This is a genomic window from Sneathiella chinensis, from assembly GCF_012720115.1.
In the GTDB taxonomy this organism is placed as follows: Bacteria; Pseudomonadota; Alphaproteobacteria; order Sneathiellales; family Sneathiellaceae; genus Sneathiella; species Sneathiella chinensis.
Genome location: NZ_VNWN01000007.1, coordinates 204,873 through 225,269, shown reverse-complemented (window position 1 = coordinate 225,269; position 20,397 = coordinate 204,873). Strand labels below are relative to the sequence as shown.

Annotated in this window: 24 protein-coding genes; 19 read left to right on the top strand and 5 right to left on the bottom strand. The window is 60.5% G+C overall.

The window, feature by feature from the left end; translation table 11 throughout:
* Positions 1-52: 52 nt before the first annotated feature.
* Genes FQB27_RS13555 through FQB27_RS13540 form a run of 4 tightly spaced genes read right to left on the bottom strand, consistent with a single transcriptional unit; the run spans position 53 to position 3,305 of the window.
* Positions 53-607 (bottom strand): GNAT family N-acetyltransferase, encoded by a 555-nt coding sequence (locus FQB27_RS13555; protein ID WP_169561594.1) that lies wholly within the window; start codon positions 605-607, stop codon positions 53-55.
* Between the two features lie 39 nt (positions 608-646).
* Positions 647-1,504, bottom strand: coding sequence for a 3-mercaptopyruvate sulfurtransferase (sseA, locus tag FQB27_RS13550; RefSeq protein ID WP_169561593.1), 858 nt, complete (start codon positions 1,502-1,504; stop codon positions 647-649).
* A 50-nt stretch (positions 1,505-1,554) separates the two neighbouring features.
* Entirely contained in the window at positions 1,555-2,268 is a 714-nt protein-coding gene (locus FQB27_RS13545; protein WP_169561592.1) for an alanyl-tRNA editing protein, read from the bottom strand.
* 32 nt (positions 2,269-2,300) lie between these two features.
* Positions 2,301-3,305 (bottom strand): cysteine synthase A, encoded by a 1,005-nt coding sequence (locus tag FQB27_RS13540; protein ID WP_169561591.1) that lies wholly within the window; start codon positions 3,303-3,305, stop codon positions 2,301-2,303.
* Positions 3,306-3,656: 351 nt separating this feature from the next.
* On the opposite strand from FQB27_RS13540, the gene FQB27_RS13535 reads away from it, so the two are divergent.
* Positions 3,657-3,908, top strand: coding sequence for a hypothetical protein (locus tag FQB27_RS13535; RefSeq protein WP_169561590.1), 252 nt, complete (start codon positions 3,657-3,659; stop codon positions 3,906-3,908).
* A gap of 74 nt (positions 3,909-3,982) precedes the next feature.
* Here the strand turns inward: FQB27_RS13535 and FQB27_RS13530 are convergent, their stop codons facing one another.
* The gene (locus FQB27_RS13530) at positions 3,983-4,384 is read right to left on the bottom strand and encodes a hypothetical protein (protein WP_169561589.1); all 402 of its coding nucleotides are present in this window, start codon (positions 4,382-4,384) and stop codon (positions 3,983-3,985) included.
* Positions 4,385-5,038: 654 nt separating this feature from the next.
* On the opposite strand from FQB27_RS13530, the gene FQB27_RS13525 reads away from it, so the two are divergent.
* From FQB27_RS13525 to FQB27_RS13440, 18 genes are all read left to right on the top strand, one after another.
* Positions 5,039-5,371 (top strand): hypothetical protein, encoded by a 333-nt coding sequence (locus FQB27_RS13525; RefSeq protein WP_169561588.1) that lies wholly within the window; start codon positions 5,039-5,041, stop codon positions 5,369-5,371.
* A gap of 303 nt (positions 5,372-5,674) precedes the next feature.
* Entirely contained in the window at positions 5,675-6,091 is a 417-nt protein-coding gene (locus FQB27_RS13520) for a terminase small subunit-like protein (RefSeq protein ID WP_169561587.1), read from the top strand.
* Positions 6,078-7,418 carry a phage terminase large subunit gene (gene terL / locus FQB27_RS13515; protein WP_206374667.1) on the top strand — a complete coding sequence of 447 codons (1,341 nt, stop codon included), beginning with the start codon at positions 6,078-6,080 and terminating at the stop codon, positions 7,416-7,418. The genes FQB27_RS13520 and terL overlap by 14 nt, the downstream gene beginning before the upstream one ends.
* Positions 7,415-8,722, top strand: coding sequence for a DUF4055 domain-containing protein (locus FQB27_RS13510; RefSeq protein WP_169561585.1), 1,308 nt, complete (start codon positions 7,415-7,417; stop codon positions 8,720-8,722). The genes terL and FQB27_RS13510 overlap by 4 nt, the downstream gene beginning before the upstream one ends.
* A gap of 84 nt (positions 8,723-8,806) precedes the next feature.
* The gene (locus FQB27_RS13505; protein ID WP_169561584.1) at positions 8,807-9,430 is read left to right on the top strand and encodes a hypothetical protein; all 624 of its coding nucleotides are present in this window, start codon (positions 8,807-8,809) and stop codon (positions 9,428-9,430) included.
* Positions 9,431-9,479: 49 nt separating this feature from the next.
* Complete coding sequence (locus FQB27_RS13500; protein WP_169561583.1) at positions 9,480-10,616, top strand: major capsid protein; 1,137 nt, start codon at positions 9,480-9,482, stop codon at positions 10,614-10,616.
* A 73-nt stretch (positions 10,617-10,689) separates the two neighbouring features.
* Positions 10,690-11,157 carry a DnaT-like ssDNA-binding protein gene (locus tag FQB27_RS13495; protein ID WP_169561582.1) on the top strand — a complete coding sequence of 156 codons (468 nt, stop codon included), beginning with the start codon at positions 10,690-10,692 and terminating at the stop codon, positions 11,155-11,157.
* A 25-nt stretch (positions 11,158-11,182) separates the two neighbouring features.
* Positions 11,183-11,539: a hypothetical protein gene (locus FQB27_RS13490; protein ID WP_169561581.1), complete on the top strand. Its 357-nt coding sequence runs from the start codon at positions 11,183-11,185 to the stop codon at positions 11,537-11,539.
* Positions 11,540-11,553: 14 nt separating this feature from the next.
* Positions 11,554-11,943, top strand: a complete 390-nt coding sequence (locus FQB27_RS13485; RefSeq protein ID WP_169561580.1) for a hypothetical protein — start codon at positions 11,554-11,556, stop codon at positions 11,941-11,943.
* Between the two features lie 13 nt (positions 11,944-11,956).
* Complete coding sequence (locus tag FQB27_RS13480; RefSeq protein WP_169561579.1) at positions 11,957-12,862, top strand: phage tail tube protein; 906 nt, start codon at positions 11,957-11,959, stop codon at positions 12,860-12,862.
* Between the two features lie 9 nt (positions 12,863-12,871).
* Positions 12,872-13,273, top strand: coding sequence for a hypothetical protein (locus tag FQB27_RS13475; RefSeq protein WP_169561578.1), 402 nt, complete (start codon positions 12,872-12,874; stop codon positions 13,271-13,273).
* Positions 13,270-13,680 (top strand): hypothetical protein, encoded by a 411-nt coding sequence (locus FQB27_RS13470; protein WP_169561577.1) that lies wholly within the window; start codon positions 13,270-13,272, stop codon positions 13,678-13,680. Before FQB27_RS13475 ends, FQB27_RS13470 begins: the two co-directional genes overlap by 4 nt.
* On the top strand, positions 13,643-14,335 hold the full coding sequence (locus tag FQB27_RS13465) for a hypothetical protein (protein WP_169561576.1): 693 nt from the start codon (positions 13,643-13,645) through the stop codon (positions 14,333-14,335). The genes FQB27_RS13470 and FQB27_RS13465 overlap by 38 nt, the downstream gene beginning before the upstream one ends.
* Positions 14,332-14,949 (top strand): DUF2460 domain-containing protein, encoded by a 618-nt coding sequence (locus FQB27_RS13460; protein ID WP_169561575.1) that lies wholly within the window; start codon positions 14,332-14,334, stop codon positions 14,947-14,949. Before FQB27_RS13465 ends, FQB27_RS13460 begins: the two co-directional genes overlap by 4 nt.
* Positions 14,946-15,791 (top strand): DUF2163 domain-containing protein, encoded by an 846-nt coding sequence (locus FQB27_RS13455; RefSeq protein WP_169561574.1) that lies wholly within the window; start codon positions 14,946-14,948, stop codon positions 15,789-15,791. The genes FQB27_RS13460 and FQB27_RS13455 overlap by 4 nt, the downstream gene beginning before the upstream one ends.
* Positions 15,784-16,197, top strand: a complete 414-nt coding sequence (locus FQB27_RS13450; protein WP_169561573.1) for an NlpC/P60 family protein — start codon at positions 15,784-15,786, stop codon at positions 16,195-16,197. The genes FQB27_RS13455 and FQB27_RS13450 overlap by 8 nt, the downstream gene beginning before the upstream one ends.
* On the top strand, positions 16,197-19,523 hold the full coding sequence (locus FQB27_RS13445; protein ID WP_169561572.1) for a phage tail protein: 3,327 nt from the start codon (positions 16,197-16,199) through the stop codon (positions 19,521-19,523). The genes FQB27_RS13450 and FQB27_RS13445 overlap by 1 nt, the downstream gene beginning before the upstream one ends.
* Positions 19,524-20,378: a hypothetical protein gene (locus FQB27_RS13440; protein ID WP_169561571.1), complete on the top strand. Its 855-nt coding sequence runs from the start codon at positions 19,524-19,526 to the stop codon at positions 20,376-20,378.
* Positions 20,379-20,397: the final 19 nt, after the last annotated feature.

Below are 20,397 nucleotides of genomic sequence, written 5' to 3'. Positions count from 1 at the left end.
GGCAGGCGGGCGCTGCCATGCAGGGGCGCGGGGCAGACAGGGCGGAAGGGGATTAATCCTCGACCGGGTCGATAAGGACTTCCCGCTGGCGATAGGGGGTAAAGCCGAACCGCTGATAGAGGGGCAGGGCCTTCGGATGGTCAAGGGTGCAGGTATTGACGGTCACCAGATCCGGGTTGCGCCGCCATGCCTGTTCGATAGCCCAGTTTAGCAAATACGGCCCCAGTTTCATGCCGATAAATTCCGGCATGATGCCGAAATAGGCCAGATCCACAACGGAGGGGAATTTGCGGAAATCCAGTTCGGCATAGCCGGCGGGAACCCCCCGGATATACAGAACATAGATTTCGGTCCCCGGATCCACCAGAATTTCCGACAACGCGTCGTCACCCAGTTTCTTGCGGTCGATCCAGGCCCAATCCCGGCCGACCGCATCATACAGATACCGGTAAAAGGAAACCGTCGGCTTTTCCGCCCGCAAAATGGAATGGGGCACCGCCGGGGCCGGAATAACCTGTGGCACCGGCCGTTCCTCCATCTTCAGATAGGTGATGGTGACGGGCCAAAGGCCTTCTGCATCCGGTGTCGGTTTCCTCTGGATTGGCATTGTTTTGCTCCGGTTCTGGTTATTCTGTTCCGGTCGGGATTATTTTGTCCCGGTTGAAATGGGCATGCTGTCATCCAGTCCCCATTCGGTCCAGGAGCCGTCATAAACCGCAACCTGCTTGTGGCCGATCAGGTGCAGGCCAAAGGCCAGAACACAGGCCGTAATGCCAGAGCCGCAGGTGGTGGTAACCGGTTTGGACAGGTCTATGCCCGCCTCGCGGAAGCGGGTTGTGAGCGTCTCCGCGTCCAGCAGGGTGCCGTCTTCCTTCAGCAGTGTGTTGAACGGCAGGTTGAGCGAGCCGGGAATGCGGCCGCCGCGAAGACCGTCGCGGGGTTCGGCCTCAACCCCTTCAAAGCGCCCTTTTGAGCGGGCGTCGAGAACCTGTTCCCTTGCGGTTTCAATATTGCGGCGGACCTGCGCCTTTTCCCGGTACATCATGTTGTTGAAGCGAGAGGTGAAGTGCCGTTCGGACGGGTGGGAGGGCATGTCGGTGACCGGACGGCCTTCTGCCTGCCATTTGGGCAGTCCGCCATCCAGAATGGACACCTCGTTATGGCCGAACAGGCGGAACATCCACCACGCACGGGCGGCACTGCGGACGCCCGCACCATCATAAATGACAATCCGGTTGCCATCGCCAAGGCCCAGCTTGCGCATCCGGCTGGAGAATTTTTCCGGGCTTGGGATCATGTGCGGCAGGGGATTGTCCGTATCCGCAATCTCGTCAATATCGAAGAAGATGGCGCCGGGAATATGGGCGGCGTCAAATTCGGCTTTCGGATCCCGTTGTTCCCCCGGCATGTACCAGGACGCATCCACAATGCGGATGTCCGGCGCGGACATGTTCAGGGAAAGCCATTCGGTAGACACAAGAGAGGTGGGGTTGGCATAAGACATTCTGTTCGGGCTCACTCGGTTAGTCTGATTGCTGTTTTACAAGGGATCGCTTATTCATCAAAGGTAAGGGAAACACGCCTGTTTTGACGACCCTTTTTTTCGATTTTTCGCACAAGAACCCGGCCAATTTCCGAAGTGTTCTTCACATGGGTGCCGCCGCAGGGCTGCAGATCCACGTCGCCAACCCGGATCAGGCGGACCTTGCCCGCGCCGCGCGGGGGCTGCACGGACATGGTTTTCACAAGGTCGGGCTTGGCATCCAGTTCGGCATCGGTAATCCAGTCGGAAGATACCGGGTGGGCACCCTCGATCACCTCGTTAAGCTGGCGGGTGATGTCTTCCTTGTCGAGGCTGGCTTCGGGAAGGTCAAAATCAAGCCGCCCCTTGCCATCGGACACCTGTCCGCCGGTGACCGGATAGGGCAGGACAGTGGACAGAAGATGCAGGCAGGTATGCATCCGCATCAGGCGGTGGCGGACGGTCCAGTTGATCTCGGCGGTGACGGTGTCGCCAACCGCGGGCAGGGTCTGGCCCTCTGCAGGGACAAGGACGATCTGCTCCGGCGTGTCGCCCTTGACCGTTGTGGCGATGGTGACAACGGAGCCGTCCTTTAGGGTCAGGGTGCCGGTGTCGCCGGGCTGGCCGCCACCGGTGGGATAGAAAACGGTCTGGTCAAGAATGATCCCCCCCTTGTCGTTGATGTCCGTCACCGTTGCAGTGCACGTTGTCTGATAGGCATCGTCGCGAAAAAGGGGGATCGTCATTTGTCTCAGTCTCCGTTTCAGGGCATTTTTGATTATCCTTCCAGCCAGGGTGCAACCGGAAGGTCATTTGCCCGGAGCATATCAACGTCCATCAGCTTGCTAAAGTACTTTTGTGCCGTGTCGCAAAGGACCGTGACAATGGTGTGGCCGGGGCCCATTTCCCGGGCCATGCGAATGGCGCCAGCCACATTGACACCGGTGGAAAGACCCAGTTGCAGACCTTCATGAATATTCAGGTCATACAGCACGTTCAGGGCCTCGCGGTCACTGATCTGATAGGGGAAGTCCACTTCAAGCCCTTCCAGATTGGCCGTAATCCGCCCCTGACCGATGCCTTCGGTAATGGAGCTGCCCTCAGCCTTCAGTTCGCCGTGGGTGTAGTAATTGAACAGCGCCGCGCCCATGGGATCGGCAAGCCCGATCTTGATCGCCGGGTTGCGATCCCGGAGCGCACCTGCCACACCCGCAAGGGTGCCGCCACTGCCGACCGCGCAGATGAAGCCGTCCACCTTGCCATCCGTATTCTGCCAGATTTCCGGTCCCGTGGTTTCGAAATGACCGGTCCGGTTGGCCACATTGTCAAACTGGTTGGCCCAGATGGCCCCGTTTTCCCCGGAGGCCGCCAGTTCCTCGGCCAGACGGCCGGAATACTTGATATAGTTGTCCGGGTCCTTGTAGGGCTTGGCCGGTACAAGGCGCAAATCCGCCCCGCAATAGCGCAGCAGGGCCTTCTTCTCGGCGGTCTGGGTTTCCGGCATGACAATCACGGTCCGGTATCCCTTTGCATTGGCAACAAGGGCAAGGCCAATGCCCGTATTGCCGGCCGTCCCCTCCACAATGATACCGCCGGGGCGCAGCAGGCCCTTGGCTTCGGCATCCTTGATGATGGCTAATGCAGCCCGGTCCTTGACGGACCCGCCGGGGTTCAGGAACTCCGCCTTACCGTAGATTTCGCAGCCTGTCTGCTCCGATGCGGCGGTCAGTCGGATAAGGGGCGTGTTGCCGATGGTATCGACGAAGTTTGTGCGGATGGTCATAGCTGTATTCTTGTGAATAAAAATGTTTAACGGAAAATTACTGTTAATTTATTATATTACCATACGGTTTTCAAGGAAATTTAAAATACGCCGAAACAGACTGGAAAAAGGCAAGGGGAGGGCAAGGGAATAGGGGGCGGAAGCCTTGGAAAACGGGGCGGCACCTGTACCCGCAATGCGTGAAATGCAGCCGCCGCCGAAAGACATCATTTGCAAGATTTAAAATATGACCTATTTCAGTTTAGGTGGTTTATTCTATATCTTAAGGGCGAATTCTGTTGCGTTTTTTTACCCCTTTAGTCAAAAATATAGGTCATTGGGTCGACGCAACGAGAAGCCGGGGGAGCATAGATGGACGGGGAACTGAAGGACGGGGACAAGGACCGGCCGGGGCCGCATGGCGCCCTGCGGGAATATCTTGAAAAGGCATATGCCGAGGCAATGTACAGCCGGCTGTATGTGACGGCCGGCATTATCGCGGCATCACTGGAAACCATTGGTGTCCCCATGAATATGGGGGATGACGAGGACGGTGACGTCACCGCCCCGGATATGGCACGAATTGCACAGATCCTGGCCTTCCCCGGAGGGGGGGACCGATAAGGATGTCTGTTTTTTTGCAAGGCACGCCCTAGATAAAGGGCGTGCCTTGCTTTTAGGCGGCTTTGGTCCGGTGCCTAGCAATATTCCTCATACTTGCCGATGATACGGGCCACGAGGCCTTGCTGTTCCTGGACAAGCCAGCTTTTTTCTTTCTGTTTATCCGGCCGGGCCTTCTGACCGGACACAGCGGTTTCCTGACATCCGCTGAGGGGATGCAGGCAGATATACAGGGTGTATCCCGGAAAATCGGATGTGACGCTTTCCTCGATGGCGAATTTGGCTTCGTTCGGGGCGATGCCGGAGCGAGGCAGGGAAATTTCGTACTGGTCTTCCTGTTGCCACAGCCGGTAACTGCCAAAGTCATCGGAAATCTGCCCGACGACCGGAATGGATTCTGTTCTGCCCGGAGGAATACCGGGGGATTCGTTCTGATCCAGTCGAATTTTCTGAAGTATGAAATTCTGGCTTAAATCCAAAAATAATGAAAGTTCCGGGATTTCGTGGGATTGTATTCGTCGGCGTCCCTTGATGATATCGGTGATTCTTGAGGGCGGAAGGCCTAGTGCCGCGCCAAGTTCAGTTTTTTTCTTGCCGATTTCAGACAAGCGCAGTTCTATCCATGAGCGTCTCATAATATATTATTTATTCTCCCTTGTGACGAAGTATATTTACGAATAACGTAAATTTGTTTGACGCACTACCATGCTGAACTTATCGTATAGGTAGAACGAAAATTATCATTATTAAAACAACTTGAAGTCGTGCTTTGTGTGTGGGGCTGCTTCAGAGTCTCGTATTTCTGTCGTTCGGAAAATTTTATCTAATATACACCGGACCGGTTGAATAACGCAACATTAGGTTGCTTTAGTTTTGTTTCAATCAATCTTTGTCCGGAGCGCCAACACGTGCTGCGGCCTTGTTCGACATGTTCCGAAAAATATAAAAGAGGGGAGAGAATGACATTCAAACCGAATAATAAGAGTCTGTGTGTAAGATGCGGTCTGACCGGCTGTTATGTCGCCGATACGGGGCGGGCATGTCCGACGCCCGCCAATGACAATATCCCCGAGAATAACAGGGAAGCCCTGCGGACAAGGCCCCGGAAAACGGATCGCCGCCTTTGGGAGGGGATGAACGCGGAAGAGACACGGGCCGCCCAGTTGATTTACTACGGCTTTCAGTTTCGAACGACGGGGCTGGGGTTTCGCACCTCCCTGTATGAGGCCATGCCACGGGGCAGCGCCCCGAATGACGACTGGCAGGCGGATGTGATCCGGCAGTTTCTGGCGTGGGCAACCGCCTGTCAGGCCGAGGGGCTGTCCGTGGCTGCGGCGCTGGATATCATCGTGTTTGGCCGAAGTTGCCGCGAGACGGACAAGGCGCGCAGAAAAAGAAAAGGATATGCCCGGGACACCCTGAAAGCCTGCCTGGAGATTTATGTCAATTTGAGAAAAACACCATAAAATAGAAAAATAGCGTTGACAGTTCGGGGGCAAGTTTGATAAGATATTTCTCATGATCAGGAATTGGGCCTGAAGCGGGAAGCTGCTTCAGGCTTTTTTATTTTCCGCTACTGTGTGTTTCATCTCCCCTTTGACGGGGAATTTCTCCATAATAACAGATGTTTGAAGTGGGTTCTGGATGTGCGGTCTTGTCGCCGTGCAGCCCGCTTGTGTCTGTGCGTTGTCTGGATCAGGCAACGCCAGATCGCGAAGCCTGTTCTTTTGGGGTGCATCTTATGGTTGCTCTTTTGGGAAGGGGGCAGAATGGTATTGTCCAGAAAAAACGCGCTGGAGGCCTTGCGATCGGCAATCCAGAACCGCATTTTCGGCAGCAATTCCGATTTTTCACTGCTGAAGGAACTTGGCAAGAAATCACGGGTTCAGGAGCTGCTTTCGCTTGCGGGGACGGTGTTCAACAAGAAAGAGGATGAACGGGTCCGCCTGTTCCTTGCGGATTATTTCGCCGGGGAAATTGTCACCATTGCGGATAGCGACGACGCCGAGACACCGGACGGCCGGGAAGCCGTTGCCCGTTCGAAACTGAGGATCGATACCCGTAAATGGTTGATGGAGCAGTTCGCGCCGCAGCGATATGCGCCGCAGCGTTCCGGCCGGGAGAGCGGCGAGCGGACATCCATTTTCAGGACACGGGTCTATGTCCCGAGCAATGGCAGAGATTAGGCCGCAACCCGGCCCGCAGGAGGCTTTTCTGTCCAGTGCGGCGGACATTGCCATCTATGGCGGGGCGGCCGGCGGGGGCAAGAGCTTTGCGCTGCTGCTGGAGCCGCTTCGGCATGTGGGAATTGGCGGCTTCCGGTCGGTTCTGTTTCGCCGGACAGGCAAACAGATCCGTAATGAAGGCGGGTTGTGGGACGCCTCGCGGGAATTATATGGGAAGACCGGCGCGGCGGCACGGGAAACGGACCTGTCGTGGCGCTTTGCGTCCGGGGCGGCCATCAGTTTCGGATATATGGAACATGAAAAGAACCGATATGACTGGCAGGGGACAGAGATTACCTGCATCGGCTTTGATGAACTGACCCATTTCACGGAAAGCCAGTTTTTCTACATGTTGAGCCGGAACCGCTCCACCTGCGGGGTTCGCCCCTATGTGCGGGCCACCTGTAACCCGGATGCGGATAGCTGGGTCGCCCGGTTTATCGACTGGTGGATCGACCCGCAAACCGGATATCCGATCAAGGATCGTTCCGGGGTGGTCCGCTGGTTCGTGCGGGACGAGGATGCACTGGTCTGGGCCGATGGGGAGGCGGAACTGACCCAGCGATTTCCCGGCGCGGTCCCGAAGTCGGTGACTTTCATTGCCGCGAATATTGAGGATAACAGAATCCTGCTGGAACGGGACCGGGGATACCGGGCCAATCTGGCCGCCCTTGACCGGGTGGAGCGGGAACGGTTGCTGCTGGGAAACTGGAAAATCCGCCCGGCAGCGGGGGAATATTTCCGGCGCGGCTGGTTTCGGATTGTGGATCGGCCCCCGGCAGACATTCAGCGATCCGCAAGGGGATGGGACCTTGCCGCCAGCGAAGGCGGGCAGGGCGACTGGACCGTTGGGGCCCGCGTTGGCCGGACCGAAAGCGGCGGGTATGTGATCGAGCATGTGGAACGGCTGCGGGCCAGTCCCGGCGGGGTGGAAGGCACCATACAGGCGCTGGCCACGCAGGATGGAGCGCGGGTTGCGATCGCATTGCCGCAGGACCCGGGGCAGGCCGGCAAGGCGCAGGCAAAACGGTTTGTGGCCCTGCTGGCGGGATACCGGGTTCGGGCCCGTCCGGTCAGCGGGGACAAGGTGACCCGGGCCGCGCCTTTTTCTGCGCAGGTGGAGGCTGGCAACGTGGTGCTGGTAAACGGGCTGTGGAACGAGGCCTTCCTTCGGGAGTTGGAGAATTTCCCCGGGGGGCGCCATGACGATCAGGTTGATGCGGTGGTGGAGGCGTTCAACGCCTTGCAGGAGACACGACAGACCATGCAAAAGGATATGTATACATGACAGATGATCCTTCAATCCCGTCCCCGGCCTTTGAGGATATGGCGCGCCGGTGGGCCTTGCCGAAAAGCCTTCTGGGCGGCACCGCAGTCATGCAGGCCATGGGAACCCGGTTCCTGCCCCGTCATCCGGCGGAAAATGAAACCGTATATCGGGAGCGGGCGAACCGCACCGTGCTTAGAAACTATTTCGGGCAGACTGTCCGCAAGCTGGTGGGCCGGGTCTTTGCCGAACCGATCCGGGCCAGCAGTGACATGCCGGACGGGATCCAGAACCAGTTCCGCAATATCGATCTGATGGGGCGGGGACTGAATGTCTTTGCCAAGGCCTGGTTCGAGGATGCCCTTGTGTGCGGACTGAGCCATGTTCTGGTGGATTTTCCCACTGGCGGCGGCGGGGTCGGTCGCCCCTATGCGGTGCATGTGCCCGCGGAAAACCTGATCGCGGCCCGCTGGCACCTGAACGGCAGCAATCACGAACTGGTGCAGGTCCGCATTCGTGAGGGCGGGCGGGAATATCACGGAAACCGGGAGCGGGTTGTCCCGCAAATCCGGGTGCTGGCCCCCGATCACTGGACGGTATGGCGGCAGGATGAAAAGGGGCGATGGCAGTGCCGGGAAGAGGGGGAGAACAGCCTTGGACGCATTCCGCTGGTCACCCTGTATACCAACCGGACCGGTTTCATGCAGGCCGCCCCCCCGCTGGAGGATCTGGCTTATCTTAATCTGGAGCATTACCAGATCCGCTCTGACCAGCGAAACGCGCTGAACGTGGCGTCCTTTCCCATACTGGCCGCCGCCGGATACGACCCGGAACTGGATGGCCCCATCGAGGTGGGGCCGAACAAGGTTCTGACCACGTCCGATACGGACGGGAAATATTATTATGTGGAAAGCACCGGTGCGGCATTGGAGGCCGGGGCGCGGGAGTTGGCCCATCTGGAAAAGGCCATGCAGATGTTCGGGCTTCAGTTCGAGGCCGGGGCCATCGGGGAAACCGCGACCGGACGGGCACTGGATGCGCGGGATGCGCTGTCCCCGCTGATCGGCATGGCACAGGAGTTGGAGGACAGCTTGAACCTGATGCTGGCCCTGTTTGGAAGCTGGTCAGGACTGGAGGCCGTGGGCCGGTTGTCGGTCTCGGCGGACCCCTTGAAGGGCGGTGCCGGGGGGACGGACGTGGGGCATCTTCTGTCGCTTCGCCAGATGGGGGAGATCACCCCGGAAACCCTGCAGGCGGAACTGGCCGTGCGCGGGATTTTCAAGTCCGCCAGCAGTTTCAATGATGCAGGATCGCTGTCCGGCTGAGGCAGTACGAGCGGTTGGTTACAAGGTCAAAAACGGTTTTTCACAGGGTCCCGAAAGGGGCCTTTTTTTATGGAAGAGGTCTGAATGTTTGAATTTCCCGAAAAAATGAAGGCTTTGGACACGGCGCCAGAGGAGTTTCGCAGCCTGTACCGCGAGGCGGATGACGGTTTTGCCCTGAACGAGGAATTGGCCGGGCGCCTGTCGGGCGGCAGAGAGGAAGCCATCGCCCATCTGGAGCAGGAGAAGGAAAGCCTGCGATCCCGTCTGTCCGCCATGGAGCAGGAATTGGCCGCGCGAACCGCAACACTTGCCGATGTGACCCGGCAGACGGACAGGCACCGGGTTGACGGTCTGGCGGCGCGGGCCGTGTCGGCGGCGCGGGGCAGTGTGGAATTGTTGCTGCCCCATATCCGCGAGGTGGTGTCCATCGCCGAAGAGGGGGGAAAACGGGTTCTGCGGGTTCTGGGGCCGGATGGGGAGCCGCGGGTTTGCGACAACGGCGCCCCGTTCAGTCTGGAGGACCTGGTCGAGGAGATGAAGGTCTCGCCCCTGTTTAACCGTGCGTTTGAGCAGGACGAGACACGGGGCGGCGGCATGAACCCGGCGGGGGGCGCCCTGCAGGCAGGCCGGGTCAACGGCCATGACCAGAGCCAGCTTAACAACCGGATCGAGGAAATCGCCGCCGGAAAGGTGACCGTGTCCTTCTAGCAGTTGTTGTTCGTCAAGATTTTATCATTACCCACTGGAGAGAAAAAACATGACCAATAACGTATCGGCCGTGATGCCGAAAATCCTTGCGCGCGGCTTGATGACCCTGCGGGAACAGGCCATCATGCCCCGCCTTGTCAACGGGGATTACAGCGCCATCGCCGCCGAGAAGGGGGATACCATCGACGTTCCGGTGCCTGCCGAACTGAGCGCCACCGACGTCACCCCGGATATCACCCCGCCCGTGCCCGAGGATGTGGCCATCAGAAAGGTTCAGATTGAACTGAAGAACTGGAAAAAGGCGGGGTTTCACCTGACCGACAAGGAAATGATGGAGGTGGAAGGCCGCGACAATTTCCTGCCCATGCAGGCCGGATCGGCCATTCGCGCCCTTGCCAATGCGGTGAACCAGTCGATCCATGCAGAATATACGGGGGTTTACGGGCTGGTGGGGGACCCGGCACAGGTGCCGTTCAGCGGCGGGTCCGGGGATGCCATCGACGCCCGCAAACTGTTGCTTCAGCAGCGGGCGCCGAAGGAAAACCGCTACGGGGTCCTGAATTTCGATGCGGAGGCCAGTGCGCTGGACCTGTCGGCGTTCGCGGATGCGGACAAGGCGGGAACCAGTGAGGTCAAGATTGACGGCGAGATTGGCCGGAAATACGGCATCAACTGGTTCAGCGATGACCATGTGATGACCCATGTGACCGGGGCCGCCGGGGCCGCCGTTGTGGTGGATGAGGGCAGCAGCGGCAACACGCTGGTCCTGACGGGGCTAGCCGCCCGGCCAGCGGTTGGCGATGTGCTGACCATTGAGGGGAGCGACCAGCAATATGTGGTTCGCGCCGCCACTGAACTGGCGCTGGACCAGTCCACCCTGACCATCGATCCGCCGCTTGTGACCGATCCGGCCGGGGCGGAGAATGTCAGTTTTGTCCCGTCCCACACGGTCAATCTGGTGTTCAACCGGGATGCGCTGGCCTTTGCCAACCGTCCGCTGGCGCACAGTACGCAGGATATGGGGCTGGGCAACCAGATCATGTCGATGACCGACCCGGTGACCGGCCTGTCCCTGCGGTTGGAGGTCAGCCGTCAGTACAAACAGGTGGTGTGGGAGTTTGACATCCTGTGGGGGGTCAAGCTGGTGCGTCCAGAATTCGCGGTACGTCTGGCCGGGAAACCCTGATCCGACAGGGGGAGGGGGCGACGTCCCCCTTCCTTTTACCGGGTAACTATCTTCAGCAGCAGGGAGAGCAAGCGTGATCTTGGAAACGGGAAGCGGGATTGAGGGAGCCGACAGTTATGTGGGGCTGGCGGATGCCAGCAGCCATTTTGCGGCCTTGGGTCATCATTCCTGGAATGCGGCGGCGGACCCGGTCCGGGAACAGGCCCTGATCCGGGCAAGCCTGTATGTGGACAGTTTCGAGTATCCCGGTCGGCCCCGATCGGACCGGCAAGGCCTGAAATGGCCCCGGACCGGGGCACGGGATGCGGATGGCCGCCTGCTGGCGGAATTGCCTCATGCCTTGCGAACGGCCGTTCTGGAACTGGCCGCCCGGTTTGTAACGGGCGGCACGGACCTGATGGGCGGGCGCGAGGTCAGCCGCCAGAAAATCGGTCCGGTCGAGATTGTCTATTCAGGTGCAGGCCGCCAACCCAGCTTTGTCTTCCGGCTGTTACAGCAGATCGGGGCCAGACCGGCACGGCGGGAATTGCGGCGCGGCTGACAGGAAACAACAAGGCGAGGGTGAGATGAACAAAGAGGAAATCCGGCAGTCGGTCAAAGGGGTTCTGGACCGGCTGGGTGATGTGGTCGTGCCGGTCCAGATTATCCGCAAGACCCCGACAGATACCCTTCCGGGGGAGCCGCCGGTCAGCGGGGAAGACCAGTTTCCGGCCCGGTTGCTGATGACCGGGACGGGCGGCGCACGCGGGACCGAAAGCGGCCCGGAGCTTTATCCGGCGGCGACAAGGGGGCTTCTGGAAAGTTCGGCGGTGGTGCCGCGTGTTCATGACGACCTTGTGGTGGACGGAGTGCGCCGGACCCTTCTGGCGGTTGAGGGGGCGGACCTTGGGGCGGGCGTCTTGTTTGATGTTCGCTATCAATAGAAGGGGGGGCGTTTATGGGATACCGAAAAGTTCAGGCCGCACTGGACCAGCATTTGCGAGGGCTCACCCTTGATGCGGTGGTTCATCATGGCCGCCCCGCCCATCTGGCACCGGGGCAGCCCTGTGTGATCACGGAATTCCTACCGGGTCGGTCCCGCGCCGTGTTTCTGGGCATAAGCCAGCCGGAACAGCGCGAGGGCGGATACCGCATTCATGTGCAGGACGTCGATCTGGATGCGGCCCTTCGCCGGGTCGATCAGATCAGTGCCCATTTCGGGGCGGGACTGATCCTGACATTCGAGGGGCAGGACACCACCCTTCGCACACACCGGATTGGCCGGGATACAGGCGGCCTGAAATTTGTTCGGCTGCCGGTGACAATCGCCTGGCGCAGTTTTTTCTGAGGAGCAGCAGACCATGATATTTGCAAGCCAGTCCCGGCACCTGTTGGGCATCGTCGCGGAAGATGTGGCAGGCACGACGCCGCCCAGCCCAGAGATCACTCCGCTTCGTCATACGGGGTGTGACCTGACCCTGTCAAAAGAGACGGTGGAAAGCGATGAAATCCGCAGTGATCGTCAGATCGGCCATTTCAATCATGGCCGGAAATCGGTGGCGGGGGACATTGATTTTGAACTGTCCTTCGGCAGCTTCGACAGCCTTCTGGAAGGGGCGTTTTGCGCAAGCTGGTCGGGGAATGTGCTGAAGACCGGCAGCGAGGAGAAAAGCTTCACGATCGAGCGGGGCTTTCCCGATATCCAACAATATCAGCGGTTTACCGGATGCGTCGTGAACCAGATGGCCCTGACCGTGCAACCGGACAGTCTGGTCAGTGGCCGGTTCGGTATCATGGGGCGGGACATGATGCCGGCGGCGGCGGCGCTGGACCCATCGCCGGGGCCGACCCTTTCCGCCGCGCCCATGGATGGTTTTGGTGGCAGCGTGAGCGAGGGCGGTGCCCCGCTGGCCGAGGTGGCGGGGCTGGACCTCAAGATCGAGAACGGGTTTGAGGCCGCGCATGTTCTGGGCAGTGATGTTGCCGGGGCGATGACTTATGGCCGGTCCCGTGTCAGCGGCGAAATGACGGTCTGGTTCGAGAACCGCGCCCTGATCGACAAGTTCCTGGGCAAGGTGCCCAGCCGCCTCGCCCTTACCCTGAACGGGGAAGGTGGCGGGTATGAAATCCTGCTCCCCAATATCCTTTACAGCGGGGCGGACATTCCGGTGAAAGGCGGGCGGGGCGCAATCCTGACCCTGCCCTTTATCGCCCTGCATGACGGGGTGTTGGGCAGCAATATCCAGATCACAAGAATACCAGCCTAGGAGGGGGAGATGAAAAGCGAGTTGGAGATCGTTGATCTTGCGGGTCTGGACCTCACCGCCCGTGCCGAGGCGGGGGCCGTTCTGGCCTTGCGCCATCCGGTGACGGAGGCGGTGTTGCCGGTTCAAATCCGACTGAAGGGACAGGATTCTGAGACCTTTCGGGCCATCCTGCGCCAACAGATCGACGCACAACTGGCCAGCGGAGCGGAAAATTTGAGCGCTGCAGAGCTTGAGAAAAACCTGATCCGCCGGTTGGCTGCCCTGACAATGGGCTGGGACAATGTGATCCTGCGCGGCGAGGCGGTGCCCTTTTCGGTGCGGGCGGCAGAGGCGCTGTATTCGGAGCATGTCTGGGTCCGTGAACAGGTGGCGCGATTTGTTGAGGATCGCAGCCGTTTTTTTACCGAATGACCCGTCGCCTGCTGACGGCGGCAAAAGCCAGAATGCAGGCGGAAAAGCGGGTCAATCTTCATGGCATTACCCAAGGGGCGGTCTTGCGCCAATTGGGGCGGGAAGGTCCGTCAGAGGGCGAGACCGGCATTCCCGCCTGCGTCCGGTATCTGTGGGCGTGGTTTGGCCTGATTCTGGAATTCAGCAGCGGGTTTGCCGAGGGGGTGCCGGGGCCGTCGGATATCAGGTCCGATCTGGTTGCCCTGACCGGACTGCAGCCCGCACCGCAAGAGGTGCAGGTTCTTTCAAGGCTGATCCGGCTGTGGCGGCAGGTTCAGGAAAACGAGGACATTAACAGCGGCCCGGTGGCCGTATCGGGCGGGGGGCATCATGGAAACGGATCTGGCGGATATCACGGTGGAGTTTGAGGCCGAGGGGCTGGGGAGTGCCGCGGCCGAGCTGGGCCGTATTCGGGAGACGGCGGAACAGATTGGCAAGGCGTTCAGCACCTATGGGGATGCGGCGGCCAGCGGATTGAAAATTGCCTTTGGGGCCGTGGATGTGTCGCCCGGCCTGAAGGCGCTGGACACCCTTGCAGGCAAGGGGCGGGATGTGGGCCGGACGCTGGATGGGGTGTTTCTGGGGGCGCTGGACCAGTTGCTGGTCAAGGGCCGCAGCCTGGAACAGGTGCTGGGCCGTCTTGAAACGGAATTTTTAAAACGGGGGACACGCTATTTTGCCGGGCAAGGCGGCAGCGGGGCGGGTGGCGGCGGATTGTTCGGACTGGCGGGGGATATGCTGACCCGGTTCTTTCCGGGCTTTAACAGCGGCGGTCAGTTCACCGTTGGCGGGCCCGCCGGGCGGGACCGGAACCTTGTGGGGATGCGCCTTAGCCGGGGGGAGCGGGTAACCGTTGAGACCCCGGCCCAGCAACAGCAGCGGGAGATGGCAGCGGCCCCGCCCAATATCGCCATTACGTTCAATATCGCGACGCCCGATGTAGCGGGGTTCAGGAAATCACAGGCGCAGTTGCAGGCAGAGGCCTTTCAGGCCGCCCGTCACGCCACCAGAAGAAACGGATGACAATCATGACTTTTCACGAGATCAGGTTTCCGACCCGCATTTCCTATGGGGCGGTGGGCGGCCCCCGGTTTTCCACCACGGTCCAGATACTGGGGTCCGGTCATGAACAGCGCAATATCAACTGGGCCGAGGCCCGGCGGGAATATTCCGTGGATATCAGCCCGAGCCGGGGTCAGGAATGGGAGGCGGTTCTGAGCTTCTTTCATGCGCGGCGGGGCCGGGCCTATGGTTTTCGGCTCAAGGATTTTGCGGATTTCCAGCTGGAGCAGGGCGTCCTTGGAACCGGCGATGGGACGACCGAATCATTCGGGATCGTCAAACGCTATCAGGATGCGGAGGGACTGGCCCCGGGATATGAGCGCCGCCTGCATAAGATCGTACAGGATACGGCCACGGTTTATCTGGACGGGACGGCGCAATTTGGCAACTGGACCGTGGATCACCAGACAGGCACGGTTCAGTTCACGACGGCCCCCGATCCGGGCGCCGAGATTGCTGTTAGCTGCGAATTTGATGTGCCGGTTCGCTTTGATACGGACCTGATGGAAGCGGCCATTCCCGGCCCGGACATTCATCAGTGGCAGCGGGTCCGGTTGGTGGAGATCCGGGTATGAAGGAGATCAGCCTTGACCTGAAAGCCCATATGGAAGGGGAAGTGACGTCCCTTGCCACCTGTTGGGAGGTGATCCGGCGCGATGGTGTGACCTTGCGCTTTACCGATCATGACCGGGATATGACGGTGGCGGGCGCGGTCTATCAGGCCGGGCAGGGATACAGCCGGTCCGCCATGAAGACATCCGCCGGGGTTGCCGCTGATGACATGGAGGTGTCGGGCAGCCTGTCCCTTGATGGATTGCCCGCCGAGGCGCTGGAGGCCGGGCTTTTTGATCATGCGGAAATCCGCCTGTTTCTGGTCAACTGGCAGGCCCCCGAACAGGGCACCATCCCCCTTCGCAAAGGCTGGATCGGCGAGGTTCGTTGGGAGGACGGCCGGTTTGCGGCGGAGCTACGCGGCCTGTCGGATGCCCTGCGGCGGCAGGTCGGGGCCCTGTACACCCCGGAATGCCGGGCCGATCTTGGCGATGGGAAATGCGGGGTCAATGTCGCCGCGCTGGAGGTTGCGGACAGGGTTCTGTCGGTCCGGGACCGGCAGGGGCTTGGCCTTGAGATCTTCTCCGGGGATTGGAACGGCCTGATCGGGGGGCTGGTAACCTTTACAAGTGGGCTGAATGCGGGCCGGTCTGTTGAAATTGAGGGCGTGGACCCGGCCAGCGGTGAAATTTTCCTGTTTACCGGGGCGCCGTTCGAGATGGCACCGGGAGACGAGGTTCTTCTGACACCGGGATGTGACAAGCGGTTCGAGACCTGTCGCAACCGGTTTTCAAACAGTCTTAATTTTCAGGGTTTTCCCCATATACCGGGGACGGACGCCCTGCTGGAGGTGGTGGATGATTGACGGGCTTGCCATCGTGGAAAAGGCCCGTTCCTGGACGGGCGTGAAATGGCGTCATCAGGGACGAAGCCGGCAGGGGGTGGATTGCGTCGGCTTGTGCCTGATGGTGGCCGACGGTGTGGGGCATCCCGTTCCGGCACCGGTGGATTATGATCGCCGCCCGAACGGCAGTGCGTTGCTGCGGCACCTGACTTCGACCCTTGTGCCGATCAGGACTGACGACCCCGCACCGGGTGATATTGCCCTGTTCCGGGATGAGGGAACCCCCGTTCATGTGGGGGTTCTGGCCTGTCAGGACGGGCAGTGGACGGTTATTCATGCCCATGCGGCCCGCCGCAAGGTGGTGGAGGAACCGGTTGACCGGTTCGCCGCGCCCTTTGCCCTGTTCCGGTTGGGAGGGCTGGCCTGATGGCGACATTGGCATTGAGCCTTGCCGGGGCTGGTCTTGGCAGCATCACGGGGATTGGCGCAGGCACCGGCTGGCAACTGGGATCAACCCTTGGGCGCATCTTCTTTCCGTCCGGGGATGACCGGGGCGGCCCGCGTCTGGACACCCTTCGGGTGACGGGGTCTTCCTACGGGATGCCGATCCCGAAGCTGTTCGGAACCATGCGGATGGGCGGAAACATCATCTGGGCCGGACCCGTTGAGGCCGAGGCCGCCGGACAAGGCGATGGCGGGAAAGGCGGCGCGGGACGGGGGCACGCTGCGGGCGGATACCGATATTTTGCCAGCTTCGCCGTTGCCTTTGCGGAAGGGGAATTGCCCTCCCTTTTGAAGCTGTGGGCCGACGGTAAACTGATCCTTGATCGGGAGGGCGCGGGCGAGACCCGCATTCCCGGCCTTCGCGTGCGGTATTATTCGGGGACGGACGGGCAACTGCCGGACAGTATCATGGAGGCAGACCTTGGGGCTGGCAATGTGCCTGCCTACCGGGGGGTGAGCTATGTGGTGTTCGATCGGCTGCCGTTGGCGGATTATGGAAATCGCCTGCCGAATATCGAGGCGCTTCTGTCTGCGGGCGGGGCGCGGTCCTATCCGTTTGAGACGGGGGCCAACCAGACGGTCAATGCCAGCAGTCTGGCTTTCGATCCCTATCGTCGGTCCCTGTTCAGCTACGAGGTGATCGGCGGGGTGGACACGGTTCGCAAGATTGATGCGGACAGCCTGTCCGTTTTGGGGGAAGCCCCTGTCAGCGAGGAGGGATTCCCAAGGCTGCCGGTCAGCATGGATACCCTGCCGCTGGACAGAAACGGCGTGATCTGGATCGGGACGGGCCTTGGCATGTTCGGAACGCGCACCATTGCAAGGTTCGACACGGTTGCCATGCGCCGGATGGATACGGTTCCGCTGCCGTCCGGTATCGGGGCGGTCAGTCATTCTACAGATGTCCGGTCGTCTGTCACCGGGGCGCTGTTTCAGGTTGCCGGATCGCAGTCGGGCGGGCAGGTGGTGGTGTTTGACCAGACCGGGGCGGTGTGCGGCCGTGTGGATACGGCAACCCGGTATTGTTCAGGCGCTGTGACCGACCGGGACGAGGTGGCCTGGATCAGCATGTCAGGCCGGTATTCGACGGCGTGGTTCACCGATCTTGAAATCGTCGCCGTCCGTCTGGATACCCGGCAGGCCCCAAGCGGCCCGGCAGTGGCAATGGAGGCGGAGCATTTTACCGTGCCGGGCGCGGACCTGACCCCCGGTAACGCAGGCGAGACAAACAATGTCACCCGTCTGGTCGCCTATTTGCGGGACCGGGCGGAGCTGGTGTTCCAGAATGACTATCGATTGTTCAAGTGGTCCCTGCTGAGCGGGACCATCACCGCCTTCCGTGATGACCTGCAAGGGTTGCGGGTGTCGCCAGTTCATGTGAACGATGATGTGTCGCTGGTATACCTGCAGGATGGGCGGTATCTGGTGTCACTGGACGCGGAAACGCTGGCGGAACGGTCCCGCGAGGATGCGGGAAATTTCGGTGTCACGGGCGGCCAGTTCTCGTTCTTCCATGATGCGGTTTCAAATAGTGCGATCATCCTGAGCCGGGTGCAGGGATTGCGGCGTCTCTATCTGAACCGCCAGCAGGGCAGCAAGGCAGGTTTCAAGTCCCTGTTCGAGCGTCTGGGCGCGATGGCCGGGCTGTCCCTGTCCGATCTGGATACGGGGCAGGTGACAGGCAGTATCGGGGGATATGTCCTGAACCGGCCCATGTCCCTGCAGGAAGCCCTGAAACCGGTGCTGAGTGCGGGCGGATATGATCTGGTGGAATGCGGGTACAAGCTGTGTTTCAAGCCGGAAACGGACAGCCTTGCCGCGACCATTCCCGAGGAGGCGTTTCTGGAGCCGGTGGTGCGCACCCGCATACAGGAAAGTGAATTGCCGGAATCCCTGACCGTTTCCTATATGGCGACGGATGGGGGCTACCTTGCCGGGGCGCAAAGCGCCCGCCGCCACCAGACACCGCGTGCGACCATGTTCGCCCGGAACGAAACCACACTGGACCTGCCAATGGCCCTTGGCGGCGGGCAGGCCAAGGCCCTGTGCCAAAACCTGCTGCGGGAGGCATGGGCGGAACGGGAACAGGCACGGGGCGTGCTGCCGCTTCGGTATCTGTATCTGGACCCGTCGGACCGGGTTGCCATCACGGGGGCGGGTACCCGTCAGGAATGCCGTCTGGTGCAGACCCATCTGGGGGGAGACCTGTCCATGGAGGTGGAGGGCATCGCCTTTTCCCGAACCGAGCGACGGGAACAGGTGGATGCGGATGCCGGGGCGGGCGTTCCCGCCTATGCCATTCACCGCCCGCAGATGCTGGAGCCGTTCATTCTGGATCTGCCCCTGCTGCGGGATGAGGATGCGTTGGCCGGGACAGGAAGCCGGTACTATTTCGCCGCTGCGGGATACGGGGCGCGCTGGAACGGGGGCGGGCTGTATTCATCGGAAACCGGGGAGCGGTTCACATTTCAGGACGCCGTTGATCGGCAGGTGGCATGGGGCATTGCCCTGAACGCGCTGGGAGAGCCAGTAACCCCGTACCGGACGGACTGGGAAAACAGTCTGACCGTTCGTCTTCTGCATGGGGCCGACCAGTTCGAGAATATCCCCGAGGCGGATTTCCTGAACGGGACCAACCCGGTGCTGGTCGGGCAGGAACTGGTTCAGTTCAAGTCGGTTCAGGACAACGGGGACGGTACGATCACCCTGTCCACCCTGCTACGGGGACGGCGGGGGACAGACCCGTTTGCCGGTGGGCATCAGGCGGGGGAGCGGGTCTTTCTGCTGGATAGCAACACCGTCCGCCGGGGTCAGGTTCCCCTGTCCCGGTTGTTGATGCCGCTGCATTGGAAGGCGGTTGCAGCCGGGCAGTTGCTGGAACAGGCGCCGCCCCTGATCCAGTCGCTGACCGGGCGAGACCTGAAACCATACGCGCCGGTGCATCTGTCGGGGGGGCGCTCCGGCGGAACCCTGCAGGTGTCATGGGTCCGCCGAAGCCGCATCGCCGGGAGCGGCCTGTCCGCACCGGTGCCGCTGTCAGAAGGGAGCGAGCGGTATGAGATCGTCTTCAGGTATGGGGCGGAAATGGTGTCAAAATATGTCAGGGACACCCTGAGCTTTGAGTATCAACTTGCTGAATTCAATGAGGATTTTAATTTAACGCTTGAGGAAATTCCAACGCTTGAGGTGACCGTTTTTCAACTGTCGGACGCCATCGGGCGGGGATATCCGGTGAAGGGGGAGTTTTAGATGGGGGCACTTGATTTGCCACTAATTGCTGAAAACCAGTCGGCGGCCTATGTCACATCCAATGACGCGGATGCCATTCTGGAAAGCGCCTTGTGCGACCAGATACCGGACCATGTGGCGACCGATGCGGGCGTTGTGGTCACCGCGCACCAGTTTCGCCAGAACTGGCATCACCGGATCACGGGAACGCCCGCATTGGCATTTGATTTTGTGGTGCCGAGCATTGCCCGCCCGTTCATGGTCAGTAACGACAGTGGCCAGACCGCTGGTGTCCGAACCGCCGGGGGGCTTTCCGTTCCGGTACTGACGGGCGAGACGCGGCTGCTCTATTGCGATGGTAGCGCCATTGTGCCGCTGACGGACAGCCTGTCCGCTGGGGCGGGTGGCGGCGGATATCAGGGGGCGCTGCTGTCCCGTTCCGCCGCGACAACCATTCCGCTTCTGCCGGATAATCCGTCAAATCCGGGGACCCCGATATATGTCTATACGGCGATCGATTGGGACAGCGTTGCCCATGACACAGATGATTTTTTTGACGGAACAGCAGGCATGGAAAGCCGGATCACCATTCCGGCGGGGGTCTCGAAAGTGATCCTGAGTGGGCAGGTCACCTGGGATTACAATGGCACAGGCTGGCGCTTGCTGCGCCTTCAGAAGGGCGGCGGGGGAAGCTATGCGGGGCAGGTGAGCCAGAGCGTCAAGGGAGACAGCGCCACCACACAGAGCTTTGTTTCGCCGGTCCTGTCGGTGATCCCCGGTGACTATTTCGAGTTGGGCGTCCTTCAGGATGCGGGGGTGAATATCAACCTGCCGGGGTCGGACAAGACCTGGATCGGCATTCATGTGATCGCGTGATACGAAAACGGAAAATCCC